Genomic DNA, 19,961 nt, shown 5'->3' with positions numbered 1-19,961 from the left:
AACTTCAGGAAATACAGAAGGAGGTGACACTGATGGCAGGCAAAAACAAGATCATGCAGGCCGTCGTCAGCTTCGCCGGCACCATCGACCCCTCCCTCGGGAAGGCGATGGACAACGTCGCGGGACACCTCGACAAAGTAAACTGGAAGGCCGTTGCCGTCGGTGCTGCCGTGGGCGGCATCGCTGTGGCGACGGGCAAGGCGGTCGTCGAGGCCGGGAAGTATCTGGCAGAGCTGGGCGACGACTACAACAAAGCCATGAACCAGCTCTCCGCATCTACCGGCGCCACCAGCGACGAGCTGGACGCGCTGGGCGAGAGTGTAAAAAACATCTACGCGCAGAACCTCGGCGAGGACTTCAACGACGTGGCCGAAGGGCTGGCCGCTACGCAGAAAGCGAGCGATCTGGCCGGCGAAGCACTGGAGCAGGCCACCGCGGCCGGCTTCGTGCTGCGTGACACCTTCGACTACGACATCAGTGAAAGCGCCAGAGCCGCCTCGGCTCTGATGAAAAACTTCAACATCAGCGCCGAAGAAGCCTACGGCCTAATCGCCACCGGCGCACAGAACGGCGCAGACAAAAACGGCGACCTGCTCGACACCCTGAACGAATACTCGGCGCAGTTTGCGGCCCTCGGCCTGAGCGCCGACCAGTTCATGGGCTCCCTCGTGGAAGGCGCTGACGCCGGCCTGTTCAGCATCGACAAAGTGGCCGACGCCGTCAAGGAGTTCAACATCAGAGCGAAAGACGGCAGCGACAGCAGCGCCGAAGCCTTCAAGGGCCTCGGCCTCAACTCCGACAAAATGTTCGCGGCCTTTGCAGCCGGCGGCGAGACCGCGCAGGCTGCATTTTTCGACACCGTCGAGGCTCTGAACAAGCTCGAGGATCCTCTCAAGCGCAACGAGATCGGCGTCGCACTGTTTGGCTCGCAGTTCGAGGATCTGGAGGCGGGCATCCTGCCCGTGCTCGGTGACATCGAGACCGCAGCCTATGACGGCGCCGCCGCGCTCCAGCAGATCAACGACGTCAAGTACAACGACCTCGGCTCTGCCTTCGAGGCGGTTAAGAGGTCGGCCGAAGTGGCCCTACTGCCTATGGCGTCGATGATCGCCAACACGCTGACATCGCTGGCCCCAATCCTGACCGACACCTTCGAGGAAATCAGCCCGGTCATCACCGACACGCTCAACGCTTGTATGCCGTTTGTGCAGGACTTCCTCGTCGGCATGGGCGACACCCTGAAGAAGGTCATGCCGATGGTCACGGAGCTGGCTGCGGGCATCCTGTCACTACTGGCTCAGCTCGTGGGCTCGTTCCTGCCGCCTCTGCTCGACCTCGCACAGCAGCTACTCCCGCCGCTCATGCAGATCGTTCAGGCTATTCTACCGCCGATCGCCAGCATCCTTGCCACCGTGCTCCCGATGCTGACGCAGATCATCTCGACTGTGCTGCCTGTGCTGGCGAACCTGATCGCCGCGCTGCTGCCGGTCATCACCCCGCTACTGGAGGTTGCCCTGCAAATCGTCAACAGCGTCATCATGCCGCTGCTGCCTCCGCTGATGCAACTGATCGAGGCCCTGCTGCCCCCGGTCGTGAGCCTGCTCAATGCGATCATGCCGCTCCTCTCGCCCCTGCTGGCTATTCTGGAGCCCATCGCAAGCGTGCTCGGCACGATCGTCGGCTGGGTATCGAAGATTGTCAGCTTCGGCTCCGGCGTCATCAGCAAGATCACGGGCCTGTTTGGAGGTGGAGGCGGCGGCAACGCCAACGTCTCCGGCTATGCGACCGGCGGCTTCACGAGTGGCCCGTCCATCGCGGGCGAGGATCCGCGCTATCCGACCGAGGCGGTCATCAGCTTCAACCCTGCGTACCGCTCGCAAAACCTGTCCTACTGGGCCGAGGCTGGCCGGATGCTGGGCGCATCCAGCGAGGCCGACTACGAGCCCATCAGCAGCGGATCGGGCACGGCTGTGGTCTATGACCTGAGCGGCCTGTCCTTCTCACCTCAGATCAAGGTCGAGGGCGACACCGACGAGGACGCCCTGATCCGAAAGCTCCGCGACCTCGAGCCGGAGTTCATCGACTTCATCCTCGAGGCACTCAGCAGAAGGGAGGGCGGCGCCTATGTCACAGCAGACAGTCGGCTTTATTGATTATGTGGCGCAGGGCGGCGACACCTTCGACAGCATCGCGCTCGTCGCCTATAACGAGGAGCGCATGGCGAGCACCATCATCGAGGCCAACCCCGACCTCAGCGACGTGCTGATCTTCGAGGGCGGCGAGGCTGTGCGGATCCCGATCGTCGAGACCGTGGAGACGCCGGAGACCCTGCCGCCGTGGAGGAGGTGACGCCGTGAAGATCCTATACGAAGGCGTCGACATCTACCCGGACGTCAGCGTCCACCGCTGCTATCACGATATGTACGCCGAAAAGCAGAGCGACGAGCTGCTGCTCAAGCTCAACGACACCCGCGAGCTGTGGGACTCGTGGAACCCCAAGAAGGGCGACACCATCGCCATCGAGGACGGCGCTGCCAAGACGGGCAAAATGTTCGTCGAGAGCGTCGTCCCCGAGTCCGGCATCATCACCCTGCGGGCCTATTCCGTCCCGCAGTCTGCGAAGGATAAGCGGAGCAAATCGTGGGAAAAGGTCAAGTTCCTGCAACTGGCTCAGGAGATCGCCGGCCGCCACGGCCTGACGCTCGAGACCTACGGGATCACCGACCAGACCTACGACTACGTCGAGCAGAACAACCTCGCAGACTTCGCATTTTTTCAAAACCGCTGCACCCTCGAGGGCGCGGCGTTTCTGGTGTATGACGGCAAGCTGGTCGTCTACGACGAGGCGTACATGGAAAGCCAGCAGCCCGTCGACACCATCACCATCACCCCGGCCAATGACTTCGAGTACCGCGACGAGGGCGCCAACGCCTACGGCTCGGCCGAAGCCGTCAACGGCGGTCTGACCGGCACCTTCGCAGCCCCGAACGGCGGCGACAAGGTGCTGCGCCGGATCCTACCCTTCCGCATGACTGACCAGAGCGAGGCCGACCGCTTCGCCAAGGGCCTCCTCCGGGACGCCAACAAAAACGCGACCGTCGGCACCCTCTGGACGGGCTCGCTGCTGCGAGACTATGCGGCGGGCTCTGTGGTCACGCTGGCGACCGAAGGCGTTAAGTCGTGGGACGGCACGGCCTTCATCAGCCGGATCCGGCACGACTACGTCAAGACGCGGAGCAAGCTATACCTTCGCAAGCCACTGGAGGGATATTGATGAACAGCAACAACCAAATGATCCAGAAGGGCAAGATCTCCAGCGTGGAGGGAAAGACCGACAGGAACGGCGACAAAACTACGGCCAGAGTGCTCCCGAGCACCGCCGACAGCATGGTCACACGGCCGCTGACGATCCCGTGGTATCTGCGCGGAGAGATGGGAAACCTGACCCCCGGCACAGAAGTCGCCTATGCTATGTTCGAGGACGGCACCGGCATCATCCTCTCCCGCATGGACGGAGAGTGGGACGGTATCGTCCCGGGCGACATCACCGTCAAGAAGGGCGCGCTCACGATGCAGGACAAGGGCATCAGCGTCCCGTCGGCAGACGTGACCGCCACGGGCATCAGCCTGACCGGCCACACCCACACCGACAGCATGGGAGGCGGCACTTCTGGCCCGCAGTAAGGAGGGATAGACATGGCCGTCATGGCATCATGGAACGGCAAGACGTGGGGCGTCTCCAGCCAGAGGATCGCCGCCCTGAATGGCGTCTCCTCCAGCGTCGAGCTCGACACAGAAAACAGCGACGACAAGGCCGGATCCCCGGCCACCAAGACCAAGGCGCTCAAGCTGCAAAGCATGAGCTTCGACTTCGATCTGGCGTCTGCCGTGGGCGGCGACGCCCGGGGAGAGTTCGAGTCGTGGACGTCGCTGGTCGGGCAGTACGCCCCCTTCTATCTGGCTGGCCGGCGCTTCGGCCCGGCCAATCTTCAGCTCACCGGCGTCAGCCTCTCAGACACCACACTCGACAACTTCGGCCGGATCCTGAAGGGCAAGATCACGATCAACCTGACGGAATACGCCGAGGAGGCCAGCAGCAAGAAGGCCAGCGCAGGCGGCTCGAGCAAGAGTTCGTCCGCGGCCGGCGTCTCGTCCTCTGGCGGCGTCGGCCGGCGTCTGAGCGCCGTCACCGTCGGAGCATCCAGCAGCGACAAGGCTGCGAAGAAACCCAACAACGCACAGCTCAAGTAAAGCGAGGTGATCCCATGAAAGCATCCGGCAACGGAGCGCCCGAGATCTGTGTGCAGAACCTCCTCAAGACTATCCGCGGGGAGGTGCCCTATGAGCGCATCAAAGGGATCGACCGCACGCTGATCGACAAGCCGAGCGAAACCGCTGCGACCGATCTGGCCGCCGACGTGGAGTTCCTCGTGGAAACCTACGAGCCTCGCGTGCAGCTCAGTGACTCCGACCTGAAGGCTCTGACCGCTCAGGCCGGCGACTTCGAGCTGCGGGCCAGCATCGACAACATCACATGAAGGAGGTGAACAGCGTGAGCGACGCGACAAACACCTACGGCGAGGACATCAAACTCACCACGACAGACGCGAACACCCTATACAAGACCATCATCACCGAGCTCGAAAAGGGCGCCGGCGAGCCGCTCTACCCGGGCGACGAGCGCCGGATCTTCGGCGAGGCTCTCGTGCCTGTGTTCGTTGCCCTCTACAACAGCCTCAACGACGTCGGCCGGCAGACGCTCCTCCGCTATGCGAGGGGCGAGGTGCTGGACGCCATCGGCGAGCGGCAGGACGTGAAACGACTGGAAGGCACACCGGCCAAGACGACCATGCGCTTCTCTGTCTCCACGCCGCAGGAGAGAAACATCATCATTCCGAAGTGGACGAAGGTGACGCCGGACAGCGAAAACTATTTTGCGACCGACGAGATCGCTGTGCTGCAAGCTGGCGCCTACTCTGTGGAGGTGCCTACCTCGGCCGTGAGCAACGGCACGAAGTTCAACGGCTACGCAGCCGGCACGATCGCCACCCTCGTCGACCTGATCCCCTACATCGAGTCCGTCACCAATCTGACCGAAACGGCCGGAGGCGATGACGGCGAGCCCTACACCACCGAGGGCGACAACCGCCTCCGCGAGCGGATCCGTCTGGCACCCGCCAAGAGATCCACCGCGGGCCCTGAACAGGCTTACATCTACTGGGTAATGACGGCCGACAGCTCCATCGTGGACGCAAAGGCCGTCAGCGAGAAGGAAACAGTCAGCGAGACCCTCACGGTCTACGACGGCAAAGCCTTCAAGGGCGGCGGTACACTTCTGACCGACAGCCTCGTCGTGAAGGCCCACGGGCAAAGCACGGCGGCGGCCAAGGACACGGACTACACCGTCGACTACACCGACGACCTGCTGACCATCACGCTCAAGGGCAGCCTCTCGGCCGCCGAGAGCATCGACATCATCATCACCCGCACGCTGGAGGGCTGCGTCAAGATCGTGCCCCTGCTGGAAGGCGGCGGGATCCCCGACGCTGCCATGCTGGCGAAGGTGCTGGACGTGGTCAACGCCAAGGACATCCGGCCGCTCACTGACAAGGTGAGCGCCGTGCCCCCGGAGGTCGAGACCTACGACATCGAGATCGTGTACTACACCACGCCGGAGAGCGAGGCTGAGGTGATCGCCAACGTCGAAGGCACCGGCGGCGCGATCGACCGCTACAACGAGTGGCAAGTCGCAGCCCTCGGCCGGGACATCAACCCCGACCAGCTCCGCAAGCGGATCCTCTCGCCTTCGTGGGGCGAGAACCTGACCGGCGCCTTCCGCGTGGACGTCGTCAAGCCGACCTACAAGGCCCTCGACGACACGCAAGTCGCCAAATTCAGCGGCCACCTGACTGTCAGCCACAAGGTCGAGAGCGAGGTGGTGTAAATGCGGCTCAATGAGACCGAGATGGTCAAACTGCTGCCTGCGTGGATGCAGGAGGACGGCAGCGACAAGGGCATCGCCACCGGCTGCGACATTATCAGCCGCGACGCCTATGCACGCCTGAAGCTCCTGAGCAGGTGGGACAAGATCGACCAGCTCAGCGACGCAGAGCTCGACGAAATGGCGTGGGAGCTGAACATCCAGTGGTATGACAGCACCGCACCCATCGCAGCCAAGCGGGCCGTCATCCGCAACAGCGACCGCGTCTACGCGAAACTCGGCACCCCCTACGCCGTGGAGCAGATCGTGGCCGACTACTTCGGCACCGGCGAGGTCAGGGAGTGGTATCAGTACGGCGGGCAGCCGCATCACTTCAAGGTGCTGAGCGACAACCCGAGCCTCGTCAACAGCAACCTCGACCTGTTCCTGAAGCTGCTGCGGACGGTCAAGCGCCGCAGCTCGTGGCTCGACGCGATCCTGATCTGCCTGACCGGCGAAATGTTCCTATATTCCGGCATGGCCGTCAGGGATCACACCCAAGAGGTGCACGTCATGGGCAGCGACGAGATCCACATCTACCACGCGGCCGTCGTCCACGACAACAACCGCGAGACCGTCAGCATCGGCACCGACGCGGCGGTCATCTCAGACTAAGGAAAGGAGATAGACATGGCTGCATTTATCAACAACGACATCACCACCGCCGGCCTGATCGTTCTGGCGAAGGGCGTGGCCGGCCAGAAGATCAACTACACCAAGATCGTCCTCGGCGATGGCTACCTCGAGGAGGGCCAGACGCCCCGCACCCTCACCGGCGTGGTCAGCCCGAAGGCGACCGTCGACATCACGAAGCTGAAGATCAACGGCGACGGCACCGTGGCCGTCGGCGGCATCTTCACCAACGGCGACGAGACCGAGGGCTTCTACTACCGCGAGCTCGGCCTTTATGCCGAAGATCCCGATCCCGAGGTCGGCGAGGTGCTGTACTGCTACGGCAACTGCGGCGATCTGGCCGAGTGGATCCCGCCCTCCGGCGGCGCCACCATCGTCGAGAAAACCATCGACATCGTCACCGCGATCGGCACGGCCACCAATGTGACCGCCTACATCCCCGCCGACGCCTACGCCACCAAAGAGGACTACGAGACCTACAAGGCCATCGCCCTCGGCGCGCAGGCTACGGCCGAGGAGGCTCTGGCACTCGCCCGGCAGGCCATCACAATCGCGCAGGCTGCCGAGGCATCGGCCAACGACCTGAGCAACGCGGTCGGCCAGAACACCAGCAAGATCGCAACGCTGTGGGACGCCGTTTTCAGCGACATCACAAGCAACCCGTTCCAGATCACATTCGCAGACTTAACAGGCATCACGCTGAAGTCTGGCGTCTGGAACGCTTCGCTTCAAAGGCTCGAGTGCTGATGGGAAACTGCTACAACTACACCCCGATCCCACCAGCCGAAGCCTCCTGCATCATCGCGCACCTGTTCGTCGAGCTGGCCCTGCCCTGCTCCTGCTGCAAGCGGGAGGACGGCGTCATCGTCATTCAGGGCAAAACCTACGACGGCAGCAGCGCCCGCGTCACAATCAAAGGCGAGGAGGTGAGATACTACGGCAAGCAACGGACACTCGCGGCCATACGAGCGGGCCAATGTAGGCCGCCCGCCCTTCGGCCGTGACAAACTGCCCGAGATGCAGGTCATCACGGACGCCAAAGAGCTCGAGAAACACACCTACATCAAGACCAGAAACCCGGCCGTTTTCCCGAAGAAGGAGCGGCTCGGTCTGGCGCAGAGGATGATGAACGAGGCCAGCGACCTCGTCGCCGATCTGATGGAGGCCAACGATCTGCTCCTGACGGATCCCGAGGAGCGTGAGCTCAGGTATCGCGCGCAGCGGTCGGCGCTTCGCAACTGCCGAAAGCTGATCCACCACATCGAGCTCGCGCATGAGATCCTCAGCGGCTTCAGCGATGACGCCTTTGCATACTGGGCGAAGATGGCGGCCGGCGTGAAGAACCAGACCGCCAAATGGTACAAAACCGATAAAGAGAGGGCCGCCAAGCTGGACGCACAGAAGCGTCACCAGTGAGGCGGCCCTCGGGGTATGCCTTGTTTTTTCGTGCCGGCTCGGCCAACAACGCCCGCAACGTCAACACCGATGGCACTCTGAACAGGAACAACGCCTACAACGGTAACAACGGCCTGCGCCCCGCTTCGATGGATCGCCCGACTTATTAACCGCCCGGAGACGGACGGCGAACACTGTGCCCCATCATCCAAGGAAGGCATATCCCTCCCGCAGCCGCGGCCGTCTGACCGGCCCGGTCATGGGTAAACACAAGACCGCCGATGCCCCCGGCGGCGCACGCAAAGCGTGGCCGGAGCTATACACGGCGGGGAGACTTTTCAATGGAGAATATCGTAAACAGCACCATCGCGCTCTACAAAGCATACCGCAAAACCCGCTGCGGAAAGCGCGACAACCCGACCGCCATGCGCTACCGCATGGAGGCCATCGAGCGCACCGTCGCCCTCTCTGAGAGGCTCCAGCGGCGCGACTATTCCTTCGGGCCCTACTACCCCTTCAAGGTGTACGAGCCCAAGGAGCGGCTCGTCCTCGCCATCGACTTCGAGGGCAAAGTCGTCCAGCACTCGCTCTGCGACAACGTCCTCGAGCCGGCGTTCTCCCGGCGCTTCATCCGGGACAACTACGCCGGCCAGATCGGCAAAGGCACCCACGACGGCCTCGACCGTCTGTCTGCGGCCATGCGCCACTATTTCTTCAGCCGAAAGGCAGCAGACGAAGCAGCCCGCAAGGCTGCCGGCCTGCCGCCCCGGCCGATGAACGAGTGGGACTACGCCGACGGCTGGGTACTGAAGGGCGATTTTTCAAAGTTCTTTTACACCCTGCTCCATTCCTACTGTTACGAAACGGCCCGCCGGGCCCTGAAGTGGCTGAAGGATCCCGAGCTGATCGACTTCGCTGAGTGGCTGCTGTGGCTCATAATCGACAGCACGCCAGACCCCGGCATCCCGATCGGCAACCAGTCGAGCCAACTGCTCGCGCTGCTCTATCTGGACGCCTTCGACCACTGGCTGAGGGATGACCGTGGCCTCGTATATGGCAGGTACATGGACGACTTCTACATCATCCACAGCGACAAGCTGCTGCTCCGGCAGATACTCAAGGAGATCGAGGCGTACATCAAGCCGCTCGGCCTTCGGCTGAACGGCAAGACGCAGATCCTCCCGCTGAAGAACGGCATCGACTTCCTCGGTTTTCACACATACCTCACACAGACCGGCAAGGTCGTGAGAAAAGTGCGAGCCAAGAGCATCGACAACATGAAGCGCAAGATCCGCAAGTTTCGCGGACTGGTGGACTCCGGCAAGATGACACTCGACAGCGTCGTGCAATCCTACGCGAGCTGGACGGGCCACATCTCACACGGCAACACCTACCACCTGCGGCAGAACATGGACGCCTATTTCTTCAGCTATTTCCCGGAGCTCAAACCATCACCGAAAGGAGACACAACTCATGGCCCAAAAACTGAGCAACCTTGCAAACAAGTCGAAGGTCAAGTTCGGCAGCCTGTACGGCAGCCCGATCATCTGGATCGTGACCGATAAGAACCACGCAGGCTACCCCTCCAACAGCGTCACGCTCGTGACCAACCAGATCATCAAGATGCTGTGCTTCGACGCGACAGAACCGAGTAACGGCAACAGCGACCGCCGCAGCTACGGCAACAACCGCTACATCTACTCGAACCTGCGCCAGTGGCTCAACAGCCCCGCGGCTGCCGGCCAGTGGTACACCGCACAGCACTCCGCAGACCAGACGCCGGACTCCTCCCACGTCTGGAACGGCGTCAACCCGTACAGTGGCCTCGCCGGTTTTCTGAACGCCTTCACCGCCAACGAGCGGGCAGCTCTGCTGAACACCACCATCACGGTCGGCAAGAGCTCCACAGACGGCGGCGGGACGGAGACCTGCACGGACAAGATCTTCCCCCTGTCCTGCACGGAGGTCGGCCTGAGCGGCGACCACGTCTGCGGCAGCAAGCTGGCGATCTTCAGCGACAACAACAGCCGCATCGCCACCGTGACGGCCTCCTGCGTCGCCAATTCCAACTATTCCAGCAACCCGGGCTCTGGTGCCGCGTGGTACTACTGGCTGCGGGACGCCTATGCCGGTTCGGCCTGCGACGCCCGCTACGTCCTCACCGATGGCACTCTGTACTGGCTCAACGCCTTCCACGGTCTCCACGGCCTGCGCCCCGCTTGTAATCTGTCCTCTGATCTCCTGATCTCCGACTCCGTCGACTCGGATGGATGCTATACAGTGATCTACAATCAGGCACCCACAGCGCCGTCGTCCATCACTGTCCCGAGCGAAGTGCTCGGCGGCGAGAACCTGAACATCTCGTGGGCGGCCTCCACCGACCCCGACGGCAACCTCTCCGGCTACGTTCTGGAGCGCAAGGTCGGGAGCGGCACATGGGCACAGATCTACAAGGGCTCCTCGCGCAGCTACACCGACGCCATCACCTACGGATGGACGAGCGTGCAGTACCGCGTCAAGGCATACGACGCCGCCGGCGCGGAGAGCGCATACACCACCAGCGTCACCCGCACCGTCACCAATAACCGGCCGCCCGTCATCAGCGGCACGGACGGCGCCCTCGGCAGCTTCAGCACGGCGGCCCCGTCCTACGAGTACACCGTCACCGACGCCGACGGCCATCAGGTCGACGTCGTCGAGACGCTGGACGGCGTGACGCTGCGCAGCTACACCGTGACCCTCGGCCAGACCAACACGCTGACGATCGGCTCCGAGGCGTGGCTAAAGGTCGTGAACGGCAGCCACACCCTGAAGATTGTGGCGACCGACGCCAAGGACGCCAGCGTCACCCGCACGCTGACCTTCACCAAGGCCGTCACGTCCGTCGAGTTCGAGCAGACCCTCGCTATGGAGGCCGACGCCATGCCGACCAAGGCCCTCGTCAACATTCAGGGTAATTTCCCGGCCGGCTGCACGCTTCAGGTCTGGATCTGCAACAACGGCAACGACGCGATCCCGACGTGGGAGGACATCACGCAGAAGGTCAGAACCGGCCAGAAGCACTACTTCACAAACAAGACCAAGACGGCCGCAGCGTGGGGCGTCAAGGTCAAGGCCAAGCTGCTCCGAGGCTCTGCTACGGAGACCTGCTACATTCAGTCGATCGGAGGTAACTTTGCATGATTAAGCACAGACCTGACAGCATCCAAGAGCTGAACGACAAACAGGCCGCAGAGGCCGAGAAGGACAAGACCATCGCCGAACAGGCTGACACCATCGAGCTGCTGAAGGGCTGCATCATGGAGCTGGCCGACGTGGTCTACGGCGACGGAGGGGAGGTAACAGCATGAGCAAGATCGTCGAGCTGTACGTCAGGGAGCTGACCCGCGAAGGCTCCACCATGACCATCAACGACGTCCCGAAGAAGCTGCGCAAGCAGGTCGAGGACGCCATCGCTGCCATCGAGGCAGCCGCAAACGCTGGCACCGCGAAGGAAGGGGCGACCGAATGATCGCCCGGGCCATCGCGTGGCTATTATTAAAAATTGCAGGAAAGGAGGAGCGTGAAATGCTGGTACGTCTGTATGCAGGCGAGATCATCATGGGCCGCATCACCGAGGACAACGTCCCCGCGAAGCTGAAGGCCCGCGTGCACAAGTATCTCGTCGACATGGGCTACTTCGACGACGTCGAGGAGTAAGCCCAACAACAAGGAGGGCCGCGTCCTGCGGCCCTCCGGCTTTTATGAGGTGACACAATGATCGAAATCAACATCGGCGCGCTCGTCGTCCTACTGGGGATCCCGACGGCCGCGACCGGCTTCTGCTTCTGGATGCTCGAGCACAGGATCCAGAAGCGCGAGAAGCAAAAGGAGGCCGAGGAGGCCAAACGGCAGAAAGAGGCAGCGGCCCGAGAGCGTGCCCGTGAAGATCTCCAGATCATCACCATTCAGGGCACGTCGGCAGCCATCGCTCTCGGCGAGGCGACGGCCCGGGCCGTGCAGCGCATCCCTGACGCGCATTGTAACGGGGATATGCACGCGGCCCTCGACTACGCTGCCAAAATCAAACACGCGCAGAAGGACTTCCTCACCAGTCAGGGGATCCACGCGATCATCGACTAAGGAGGTGAGCAGCATGGCCGCAAAGAAGCGCCGGCGCAAGCGTAAAAAGAAAATCGAGGCGAGCAAAAAGCTCGCATACTGGGCGGCCAGCGTGGCAACGCTCAGCGCAGCCAGCTCTCTGCTGCTCTCTGCCTTCGGGCGCGACCCGGTCGGTGAGCTGACCGGCACCATCTTCACCGCCTGCGTCGGCTATCTAATCACATACGCCGGCAAGAGCCTCGGCGAGAAAATCAGCCGAAACCGCCACGGGCTCGACGCCGACGGCAACCCGCTCCCGGATCCGTCCGGGGACACTCTCAACAATGAGGAGGCAAAAGGATGAACACCATCGACATCACACCCATCGTCAACGCAGCCCTCGCCCTGATCGGCGCCGGCGTCAGCGTTTTCCTGATCCCGTGGCTGAAGAAGCAGACCACCGAGGCACAGCGCAAGGAGCTGACCGCGTGGGTAAAGATCGGCGTCGCTGCCGCTGAGCAGCTCTACGTCGGACAGGGCCGCGGCGAGGAGAAGAAGCAGTACGTCCTCGACTTCCTGAAGCAGAAGGGCTTCAAGGTCGACGAGGAAAGCGTCGTCAACGCGATCGAGGCAATCGTCAAGCAGCTCAACACTGAGGGCCTGACCATCGAATAACGGAGAGGGCGGGCTCCGGCCCGCCCTTTTCTTGCTTGTAAAGGAGGTAAACCCATGAAAAACCAGAACACCGACGACATCAAGCTGAAACCCGGCGAGACCATCACAGACGAGACTCTCGACGAGCTGACCGGCGGGAAAGGAGACAACAATGAGTAACAGCCCTCTGGTGGTCTACACCAAGCTCAGCCCGAACCACTCGGGCAAGCGCACCAAGAAGATCGACACCATCACTATTCACTGCATGGCGGGCAACTGCTCCGTCGAGACCTGCGGCAACCTGTTCGCCAACTCTGCGCGGCAGGCGTCCAGCAACTACGGCATCGGCACCGACGGCCGGATCGCCCTGTACGTCGACGAGGCAAACCGCTCGTGGTGCACCTCGTCCAACGCCAACGACCAGCGGGCCGTCACCATCGAAGTCGCCAACAACGGCGGCGCGCCTGACTGGCCCGTCTCCGCGAAGGCATACGCCGCGCTGCTGGATCTCGTGACCGACATCTGCAAGCGCAACGGCATCAAGCGCCTCGTCTGGTCGACCAGCAAAAACGACCGCGTGAACCACCTGAACGGCTGCAACATGACCGTGCACAGGGACTACGCGAATAAGAGCTGCCCGGGCGACTACCTCTACAACCGCCACGGCCAGATCGCGGCCGAGGTAAACAAGCGCCTCGGCATCACGGACGCAGGCGGCAGCACCGGCGGCCAGACCTCCGGCAACACCGAGACCGGCCTGAAGGTCGGCGACGTGGTCAACTTCAAGGGCACACAGCACTACACCAGCGCGGCTGCCAAGGACGCCAAGACCTGCAAGCCCGGCAAGGCCACCATCACGGCCGTCGCGGCCGGCAAGGCGCACCCGTACCACCTGAAGGCAATCAGCGGCGGCGGCTCCACCGTTTACGGCTGGGTAAACGCTGCGGACATCTCGACCGGCAGCGCCGGCACGGCCACGAGCTACCGCGTGCGGACGACGGCCGACGTGCTGAACATCCGCAAGGGCCCCGGCACCAACTACGGCGTCGCCGGCCAGATCAAGGGCAAGGGCATCTACACCATCGTCGCCGAAGCCGCAGGCCCCGGCGCGACCAAGTGGGGCAAGCTCAAGAGCGGCGCGGGCTGGATCTCTCTGGACTACGTCACGAAACTCTAAAACCGCATAGAAAAGCAGAAACCCGCCCGGAGATCCCGGGCGGGCTTTTTTCTGTTATGCGAGGCTTTACTCCTCGGCGTCAGGATCCGGCGCTTCACCAGCAGCGGCGAGCTCGGCCTCTGTTGGATGGAACCGCAGCACACGGCCCTCGGAGTCATAGAAACCACCGAGCAGGATGGTGAAAATATCGACCAGCCAGCCGATCCCGCAGGCCCCGGCCGTCAGCAGCCAGATGACGCCCGTGCCGGTTTTCCCAACATAGAACCGATGGACACCGAAGAAGCCGAGGAAGATGCACAGCAGCAGCGCCACCGTCTTATTTTTCGGGGACGTCGGCCGCTGCGCTGTGGGGATGCTGACCGCGCCCTGCTGCGCGCCGGACTTCCCGCCGGAGCTCGTCGTATAAGACAAGCCCGTCCCGGGGATCCCGACGGTCGTGTGACTTTTTCCCGTCGTGCTGATCGTGTGCTTCAGGCCCTTCGGGCCGAAGCTGACGCTCGCGCTTTTCTTGTTAAGGTTTACCCGGACACCCGGGGCAATTTTGAAACTACGTCTGAACCGTGTACCCATGCCGTTACCTCCTGTTTGCGTTTTTTAGCGTTTAGTCATCTTTGGCATAATATTACCACGCCAAAACTGGTAAAGTCAATATTGCATAGTCATCTTTAGGATAAAAGGAGGCGAGGGCGTCGAAAATCTACAAACCAGACGGCAGGTGCAACATCTCCGGGGAGCGAGTCAAAGAGGAACGGCTGCGGGCTGGCCTATCACAGGAGCAGCTCGCCTATAAGCTACAGATCATCGGGCTGGACGTCACGCAGAAGGTCATCAGCCGGATCGAAAACGGCAGCAGAGTCGTCGCTGACTACGAGCTGGACTATCTGGCGACCGCCCTCGGCACCACGATCAACCACCTGCTCGGGAAAGAATGAGAAAACCGCACGGCAGCGACGCCGTGCGGCTTTTTTATGTGAAAAAACGCGGGAAAATGTTGAAAATCTGCCGAATTATGCTTGACATTATAGAGCAAATGCTCTATAATATAATCACAGGCAAGGGATAGCCGAGTACAGAAAGAAAGGAGAACAAAACCGCGGAAAGGAGGCAAAGCCGTGGATGCTGAGCAGATGAAAAAACTGCTCGAGCTGCTGGAACAGGCTCTAAAGTGTGAACAGGTTGCCACCATCACAATCACGATAAAGCCGAACCAAAAGCCCAAGCAGTAAGGTCGAAGGACGGCGGGAAAAATCCCGCCCGCCGTTCCTCTTTATTATAACCACGAAACCACGGCGAAGTCAAGCGGGAGGAACAACATGGACATCTCAATCAAAGTGACCTATAAAAACGAGGGGCTGCAAAAGCTCCGCAAGGCGGCCGGCCTGTCTCAGTCTCAGCTCGCCGCACTGGCCGGGATCAAGGTGCAGGTGCTCCAGCAGTACGAGCGAGGCGCCCGGGACATCAACGGCGCGAAGCTGCCGACGCTGCTGAAGATCTGCAACGCGCTGGAGTGCAGGCTGGCCGACATCATCACGGACGAGGAGACGCTCGAGCTCCTGAAAAAGTACGAGGAACACTGACACACAGAAGGGGCGGCCGGCGGGCCGCCCCTTTTCTTTTATCACGGAGGGGAACACAATGGGACAGCACTGGAGCCATCTGACGCCGACCAAGCGCATCCAGCTCGACGCCTTCATCCGCGCAGGAATGAAGCCGACCGACATTGCCAAGGAGCTCGGCGTACATCATACGACCATCTACCGGGAGCTGAAGCGATGCACCTATGAGCACCTGAACAGCGACTACACCACCGAGACCAGATACAACCCGGACGGAGCGCAGGCCCGCTATGAGGCCAACCTCCGCGCAAAGGGCCCGGAGCTGAAGATCGGCAACGACTACGAGCTGGCCGACTACCTGATCGCCAAGATCCGCGACGAGAAGTACAGCCCGGAGGCTGCAATCGGTGAGGCTGAGGTTAAGGGCTGGCCCTTCAAGACCCACATCTGCGCGAGCACCGCCTACAACTACATCCGCGGCGAGATCTTCGGCGACGAGCTGACCGTCTCCATGCTGCCGCAGCACGGCAAGCGCCACCAGCCGGAACGCCCGGCCGGATCTATGCCGCGCAAGCCTGCGGGCCGGAGCATCGAGGAGCGGCCCGAGCACATCAACAACCGCAGCACCTTCGGACACTGGGAGATGGACAGCGTCGAAAGCTGCCAAGGCGTCAGCAACACCTACATCGTGATGACCGAGCGGAAAACGCGCTGGGAGCTCATTATACCGTCGCCGGACAAGACGGCCGCCAGCGTCGTCGCTGCGATCGACGGGCTCGAGGCCAAGTACGGCGACCTGTTCCCGAAGGTATTCAGATCCATCACCTGCGACAACGGCTGCGAGTTTGCCGACGCTGCCGGGATTGAGCGAAGCGCAAGCGGCAAGGGCGCCCGCACCGAGGTCTACTACTGCCACCCCTACCGGCCGAGTGAGCGCGGATCCAACGAAAACCAAAACGGCCTAATCCGGCGGCACGTTCCGAAGGGCACCGACCTCAGCACAATCTCAGACGAGGAAACCAAGCGGATCGAGGCGTGGCTCAACAACTACCCGCGGAAAATGTTCGGTTATCTGTGCTCCGAGCAGCTTTTCCGCGAGGAAATGGCCCTCATTCTGGCCTCATAAAATTATTTTTGCTTTTTTGTGCATTTACTCTTGACAAACGGCCACCGAGCAGATCCGGGCGAAACTCCTTGACGAACTTGCAGACCTGACTACATTCCGGCTGCACGCCGAGAAAGTTCTGGGTGAACTGTATGGCAACGCTCAAGCATATCGCCTCTAAAAACTCGGACTACACCGCCATCGAAGCGTATCTCGTTTATCAGCACGATGCGTTCACTGGAAAGCAACTTCTGGATGAACAGGGCAAGCCGAAGCTGCGGGATTCGTACCTGCTCGACACCCTTGAGTGCGGCGATTTCTCGTTTGCAACGGCCTGTCTGCTGGCAAACCGCAAGTATGGCAAGAACACCCAGCATGGTGATATCAAAAGCCACCAGTATATCATCAGCTTTGACCCCAGAGATGCAGCCGACAACGGCTTGACCATGGAAAAAGCACAGGCTCTCGGCCTGAACTTCTGCAAAGAAAACTTTCCCGGTCATCCTGCCATCGTCTGCACTCACCCGGATGGGCACAACCATTCGGGAAATATCCATGTCCACATCGTGATCGGCAGCGTCCGAACACGAGAAGTGGAGCGTAAGCCCTATATGCAGAAGCCCCGCGATTGGCGCGAGGGCATGAAGCACTCCAGCACCGCCCAGACCATGCGGCACCTCCGTGTCGAGGTCATGGAACTGTGCGAAAGTGCCGGACTGTACCAGATCGACCTGCTCAACGGCTCGAAAGAGCGTGTCAGCGAAGCTGAGTATTGGGCGCGTAGGCGCGGCCAGTTGAAACTTGACCGTGAAAACGCAGGCCTCGCCGCAACCGGACAGCCGCCCAAGCAGAAGAAGTTTGAAACCGTAAAAGATACCCTGCGGAAACAGATTTCTTCAGTGCTGTACCGTGCCACGAGCTTTGAAGATTTTTCCGACAGGCTCATGCAGCAGCACGGCATTGCCGTCAAGGAAAGTCGCGGACGCCTAAGTTATCTGCCTGCTGGCAGAACGAAGTTCATCCGCGCGAAACATCTCGGGGACAAGTTCGATAAGACGGCAGTGCTTGCCACATTGCAGGCAAACGCCGAACGCAAACCCAAGGTACAGTCCAAGCAGGATACCATCGGGAAACTGATCGACATCCAGTCGAGGATGACCGAGGGCAAAGGCATTGGCTATAAGCGTTGGCTCACGAAACACAATCTCAAAGTTATGGCACAGACCGTGAAGCTTCTGCAGGAAAAGGGCTTGACCGACGAGGACGCCTTGAACCAGCGCATCGCCGAACTGGAAACCAAGTATCACGACTCACTGGCGGTGGTGAAAGACCTCGAATGTCGCATGAAAGCCAACAAAGAGCTGCGCTATCACGTCGCAGCCTACACCAACACCAAGAATGTTGCCCAGCAGTTAAAGACCGCCAAGCGACCCGCAGTCTTTGAGGAGCAGCACCGTGCAGAGCTGACAGCCCACCGGGCGGCAGCAGCCTATTTCAAGGCAAACGATATCACTAAGCTGCCCAGCCCGAAAAAGCTGGAAGCCGAGTATGCGCAGCTGGCATCCGAAAAGGCAAAATTCTACGAGCAGTACAAGGAAGCCAAAGAAGAACTGCTCAAGCTGAAAACCGCAAAGCAGAATGTTGCGTCCTTTTTCCGGGAGGAAGAACCGGCGCAGCAGGAGAGATAAAGGAGTGTGCGTATGATCAACTTGAAAATCGACCCGGAGTTCCAGTCCCAGATTCCTCCTCTGACCAATGATGAATTTAAGCAGCTTGAAGAGAATATCCTGAAAGAGGGCAAGCTGATTTCTCCTTTGATCGTGTGGAACAACACACTTGTTGACGGACACAATCGTTATGCAATCCTCCAAAAGCACCCAGAGATTTATTTCTCCACCATGCCGCTCCGATTTGAGAACCGCGAAGAAGCCATTGCGTGGATTTGCCGGAATCAGTTGGGACGGCGAAACCTGAGTCCCGAACAGAAACGCTATCTGCTTGGAAAGCAGTACGAAGCCGAGAAGAAAGCTGCAAAAATCTTTCGGGGCAATCAGTACACTTTAGCAAAGAAAAGTGGTGGTGATCACGGTGATAACCACCACTCCGGGAAGAAAACCTGCGACCGGATCGCAGAGGAAAACGGTGTCAGCCGTGCCTCCGTTCTCCGCGCCAGCCACTATACACGAGGCATTGACATCGCAGACAACCTCTCTCCCGGCATCAAGCAGAAAGTCTTTTCCGGCGAAGTGAAGTTCACCAACGAAGAAATGTCCAAGCTTGTGCAGGCAAGTGTCGAGCATCGTTCAGATGTCCTTGCTCAAATCCTGCATCCAGAGGCATTGGAAGTGTTGGAATCTGCCAGCGCAGAATTTGAACCTGAAAAAGCGGAACCCGTTCCCATGCCCACACCACAAACAGAAGAATTCCGGTGCTATCATGTACCGGACGAGTTTATGAAGGTTTACAAATCCTTGAGCCGTGCGACCGAAATGATGAAAAACTCATGGAAGAAAACGCTCAAAAACAATCCCAGCTATTTCACTGACCCGGAAAAGCAAAAGGTTCTCCGCTTCGCAATGCAGAGGCCTGCTAACTACCTGACTGAAATCGAAACCTATCTGGAAAAGGCTCTTGCAGAAGCCCTTGAAGAAGAAAAAACGGCATAACGACAGGCACTTGTAAGCCATCAATGAGCCACCAGCCGCAAGTGCAGGGCGGAAAGCATCCGCGCCCTTGCGCCTGATAAAAAATGGAACTTTGATTTTCTTGCCCGGCTTTGCTGCGGTGGGACGATCAAAGGAGCGTGCGTTTGAACAAAAAGAAAAAGTCCACAAACACTTCCCCCTATCCCGATGAAGTCATCGAACGTCTGGCACGGGCATTCTACCCGGCCATCCTTGCCTGCTGGAACAGTGAGGAAGGTCAGCGGGAGTTTGCCGCGTGGCAGGCGGAACAGGCTCATATCTCTGGCAAAGAAAAACAGGAAGTTCCCGCTTGCTGGGTATCCGTAAAACAGTTTTCGAAAAATGACACGGCAACTGCCTGTCAGGATTGGTTACGGAGTACCCGGCTAGGCCGAGGAAGCATCAAGTCCCATGTCCGCACCGTTAAGGTGTTGGGTATGGGGCTTTTTGCATTTCAGGAACGTATACACCTCTGGAAAGGTGTAACACACTAGACTTTGTACCAAAGTCGTGTGCCAAGGGTGCTGCGCCCCTTTGGAATCCCTGCTTACATCGCCTGTGGGCGATGTAGATTCGCCGCACAGAAAGCTCTCACAAAAGGCACACCCGGCTGTCTGCGGCGAGGAGAAGGCACTTCTGCGGAAGTGTAATAACCCACTATGACACTTTCATCCCTGTGGTCTGCAAAGTGTAGTGG

28 protein-coding genes and 1 pseudogene are annotated in these 19,961 nt (G+C 60.4%); 28 read left to right on the top strand and 1 reads right to left on the bottom strand.

The window, feature by feature from the left end:
• The first annotated feature begins 32 nt into the window (after nucleotides 1-32).
• The 21 genes from D3F01_RS13385 (at nucleotide 33) to D3F01_RS13290 (ending at nucleotide 13,919) form a co-directional block, all read left to right on the top strand.
• On the top strand, nucleotides 33-2,153 hold the full coding sequence (locus D3F01_RS13385; protein ID WP_242889203.1) for a phage tail tape measure protein: 2,121 nt from the start codon (nucleotides 33-35) through the stop codon (nucleotides 2,151-2,153).
• On the top strand, nucleotides 2,125-2,349 hold the full coding sequence (locus tag D3F01_RS13380; RefSeq protein ID WP_008981420.1) for a LysM domain-containing protein: 225 nt from the start codon (nucleotides 2,125-2,127) through the stop codon (nucleotides 2,347-2,349). Before D3F01_RS13385 ends, D3F01_RS13380 begins: the two co-directional genes overlap by 29 nt.
• Before the next feature lie 4 nt (nucleotides 2,350-2,353).
• Entirely contained in the window at nucleotides 2,354-3,274 is a 921-nt protein-coding gene (locus D3F01_RS13375) for a hypothetical protein (RefSeq protein WP_223474780.1), read from the top strand.
• Nucleotides 3,274-3,684, top strand: a complete 411-nt coding sequence (locus D3F01_RS13370; protein ID WP_223474779.1) for a pre-mRNA-splicing factor — start codon at nucleotides 3,274-3,276, stop codon at nucleotides 3,682-3,684. The genes D3F01_RS13375 and D3F01_RS13370 overlap by 1 nt, the downstream gene beginning before the upstream one ends.
• 12 nt (nucleotides 3,685-3,696) lie before the next feature.
• Nucleotides 3,697-4,251: a hypothetical protein gene (locus D3F01_RS13365; RefSeq protein WP_242889201.1), complete on the top strand. Its 555-nt coding sequence runs from the start codon at nucleotides 3,697-3,699 to the stop codon at nucleotides 4,249-4,251.
• Nucleotides 4,252-4,265: 14 nt separating this feature from the next.
• On the top strand, nucleotides 4,266-4,538 hold the full coding sequence (locus D3F01_RS13360; protein WP_008981416.1) for a hypothetical protein: 273 nt from the start codon (nucleotides 4,266-4,268) through the stop codon (nucleotides 4,536-4,538).
• A gap of 14 nt (nucleotides 4,539-4,552) precedes the next feature.
• Nucleotides 4,553-5,944, top strand: coding sequence for a baseplate J/gp47 family protein (locus tag D3F01_RS13355; protein ID WP_242889200.1), 1,392 nt, complete (start codon nucleotides 4,553-4,555; stop codon nucleotides 5,942-5,944).
• A complete protein-coding gene (locus D3F01_RS13350; protein WP_118647735.1) occupies nucleotides 5,945-6,595 on the top strand; it encodes a phage tail protein I in 651 nt (216 codons plus the stop codon).
• A gap of 15 nt (nucleotides 6,596-6,610) precedes the next feature.
• A complete protein-coding gene (locus tag D3F01_RS13345; protein ID WP_242889198.1) occupies nucleotides 6,611-7,360 on the top strand; it encodes a phage tail protein in 750 nt (249 codons plus the stop codon).
• Complete coding sequence (locus tag D3F01_RS13340) at nucleotides 7,360-7,617, top strand: hypothetical protein (RefSeq protein ID WP_033121184.1); 258 nt, start codon at nucleotides 7,360-7,362, stop codon at nucleotides 7,615-7,617. Before D3F01_RS13345 ends, D3F01_RS13340 begins: the two co-directional genes overlap by 1 nt.
• Nucleotides 7,618-7,630: 13 nt before the next feature.
• Nucleotides 7,631-8,029 carry a hypothetical protein gene (locus tag D3F01_RS13335; RefSeq protein ID WP_008981408.1) on the top strand — a complete coding sequence of 133 codons (399 nt, stop codon included), beginning with the start codon at nucleotides 7,631-7,633 and terminating at the stop codon, nucleotides 8,027-8,029.
• Nucleotides 8,030-8,049: 20 nt separating this feature from the next.
• Complete coding sequence (locus tag D3F01_RS15985) at nucleotides 8,050-8,178, top strand: hypothetical protein (protein ID WP_255653996.1); 129 nt, start codon at nucleotides 8,050-8,052, stop codon at nucleotides 8,176-8,178.
• A gap of 171 nt (nucleotides 8,179-8,349) precedes the next feature.
• Nucleotides 8,350-9,573, top strand: a complete 1,224-nt coding sequence (locus tag D3F01_RS13330; RefSeq protein WP_242889196.1) for an RNA-directed DNA polymerase — start codon at nucleotides 8,350-8,352, stop codon at nucleotides 9,571-9,573.
• Nucleotides 9,482-11,191 (top strand): DUF6273 domain-containing protein, encoded by a 1,710-nt coding sequence (locus D3F01_RS13325; protein ID WP_242889194.1) that lies wholly within the window; start codon nucleotides 9,482-9,484, stop codon nucleotides 11,189-11,191. Before D3F01_RS13330 ends, D3F01_RS13325 begins: the two co-directional genes overlap by 92 nt.
• Nucleotides 11,188-11,358: a hypothetical protein gene (locus tag D3F01_RS13320; RefSeq protein ID WP_242889190.1), complete on the top strand. Its 171-nt coding sequence runs from the start codon at nucleotides 11,188-11,190 to the stop codon at nucleotides 11,356-11,358. The genes D3F01_RS13325 and D3F01_RS13320 overlap by 4 nt, the downstream gene beginning before the upstream one ends.
• A complete protein-coding gene (locus tag D3F01_RS13315; RefSeq protein WP_242889188.1) occupies nucleotides 11,355-11,519 on the top strand; it encodes a hypothetical protein in 165 nt (54 codons plus the stop codon). Before D3F01_RS13320 ends, D3F01_RS13315 begins: the two co-directional genes overlap by 4 nt.
• A complete protein-coding gene (locus D3F01_RS13310; RefSeq protein WP_242889185.1) occupies nucleotides 11,516-11,707 on the top strand; it encodes a hypothetical protein in 192 nt (63 codons plus the stop codon). The genes D3F01_RS13315 and D3F01_RS13310 overlap by 4 nt, the downstream gene beginning before the upstream one ends.
• Nucleotides 11,708-11,764: 57 nt before the next feature.
• Nucleotides 11,765-12,130 (top strand): serine/threonine protein kinase, encoded by a 366-nt coding sequence (locus D3F01_RS13305; RefSeq protein ID WP_227107496.1) that lies wholly within the window; start codon nucleotides 11,765-11,767, stop codon nucleotides 12,128-12,130.
• Between the two features lie 13 nt (nucleotides 12,131-12,143).
• Entirely contained in the window at nucleotides 12,144-12,452 is a 309-nt protein-coding gene (locus tag D3F01_RS13300; protein ID WP_020989838.1) for a hypothetical protein, read from the top strand.
• The gene (locus D3F01_RS13295) at nucleotides 12,449-12,763 is read left to right on the top strand and encodes a phage holin, LLH family (RefSeq protein WP_008981399.1); all 315 of its coding nucleotides are present in this window, start codon (nucleotides 12,449-12,451) and stop codon (nucleotides 12,761-12,763) included. The genes D3F01_RS13300 and D3F01_RS13295 overlap by 4 nt, the downstream gene beginning before the upstream one ends.
• A 151-nt stretch (nucleotides 12,764-12,914) precedes the next feature.
• Nucleotides 12,915-13,919, top strand: coding sequence for an N-acetylmuramoyl-L-alanine amidase (locus D3F01_RS13290; protein ID WP_242889183.1), 1,005 nt, complete (start codon nucleotides 12,915-12,917; stop codon nucleotides 13,917-13,919).
• Nucleotides 13,920-13,985: 66 nt separating this feature from the next.
• Here the strand turns inward: D3F01_RS13290 and D3F01_RS13285 are convergent, their stop codons facing one another.
• Nucleotides 13,986-14,489, bottom strand: a complete 504-nt coding sequence (locus D3F01_RS13285; protein WP_242889181.1) for a DUF4236 domain-containing protein — start codon at nucleotides 14,487-14,489, stop codon at nucleotides 13,986-13,988.
• A gap of 125 nt (nucleotides 14,490-14,614) precedes the next feature.
• Here D3F01_RS13285 and D3F01_RS13280 point away from each other — a divergent pair, with 125 nt between their 5' ends.
• From D3F01_RS13280 to D3F01_RS13250, 7 genes and pseudogenes are all read left to right on the top strand, one after another.
• The gene (locus D3F01_RS13280; RefSeq protein ID WP_118761633.1) at nucleotides 14,615-14,851 is read left to right on the top strand and encodes a helix-turn-helix transcriptional regulator; all 237 of its coding nucleotides are present in this window, start codon (nucleotides 14,615-14,617) and stop codon (nucleotides 14,849-14,851) included.
• Nucleotides 14,852-15,232: 381 nt separating this feature from the next.
• Nucleotides 15,233-15,496, top strand: a complete 264-nt coding sequence (locus D3F01_RS13275; RefSeq protein WP_242889180.1) for a helix-turn-helix transcriptional regulator — start codon at nucleotides 15,233-15,235, stop codon at nucleotides 15,494-15,496.
• Nucleotides 15,497-15,554: 58 nt separating this feature from the next.
• Nucleotides 15,555-16,601, top strand: coding sequence for an IS30 family transposase (locus D3F01_RS13270; protein WP_242889177.1), 1,047 nt, complete (start codon nucleotides 15,555-15,557; stop codon nucleotides 16,599-16,601).
• Nucleotides 16,602-16,644: 43 nt separating this feature from the next.
• A pseudogene (locus D3F01_RS13265) lies at nucleotides 16,645-16,761 on the top strand (mobilization protein); the annotation flags it as partial.
• A complete protein-coding gene (locus D3F01_RS13260) occupies nucleotides 16,733-18,268 on the top strand; it encodes a relaxase/mobilization nuclease domain-containing protein (protein ID WP_242889175.1) in 1,536 nt (511 codons plus the stop codon). The pseudogene D3F01_RS13265 and the gene D3F01_RS13260, both read left to right, overlap by 29 nt.
• A gap of 12 nt (nucleotides 18,269-18,280) precedes the next feature.
• A complete protein-coding gene (locus D3F01_RS13255) occupies nucleotides 18,281-19,246 on the top strand; it encodes a hypothetical protein (RefSeq protein ID WP_154266037.1) in 966 nt (321 codons plus the stop codon).
• Between the two features lie 137 nt (nucleotides 19,247-19,383).
• On the top strand, nucleotides 19,384-19,758 hold the full coding sequence (locus D3F01_RS13250) for a hypothetical protein (RefSeq protein ID WP_242889173.1): 375 nt from the start codon (nucleotides 19,384-19,386) through the stop codon (nucleotides 19,756-19,758).
• Nucleotides 19,759-19,961: the final 203 nt, after the last annotated feature.

Origin of the sequence: Faecalibacterium sp. BCRC 81149, from assembly GCF_022750605.1 — a bacterium.
Taxonomy (GTDB): domain Bacteria; phylum Bacillota; class Clostridia; order Oscillospirales; family Ruminococcaceae; genus Faecalibacterium; species Faecalibacterium duncaniae.
This window is presented reverse-complemented; position numbering and strand designations above follow the sequence as displayed.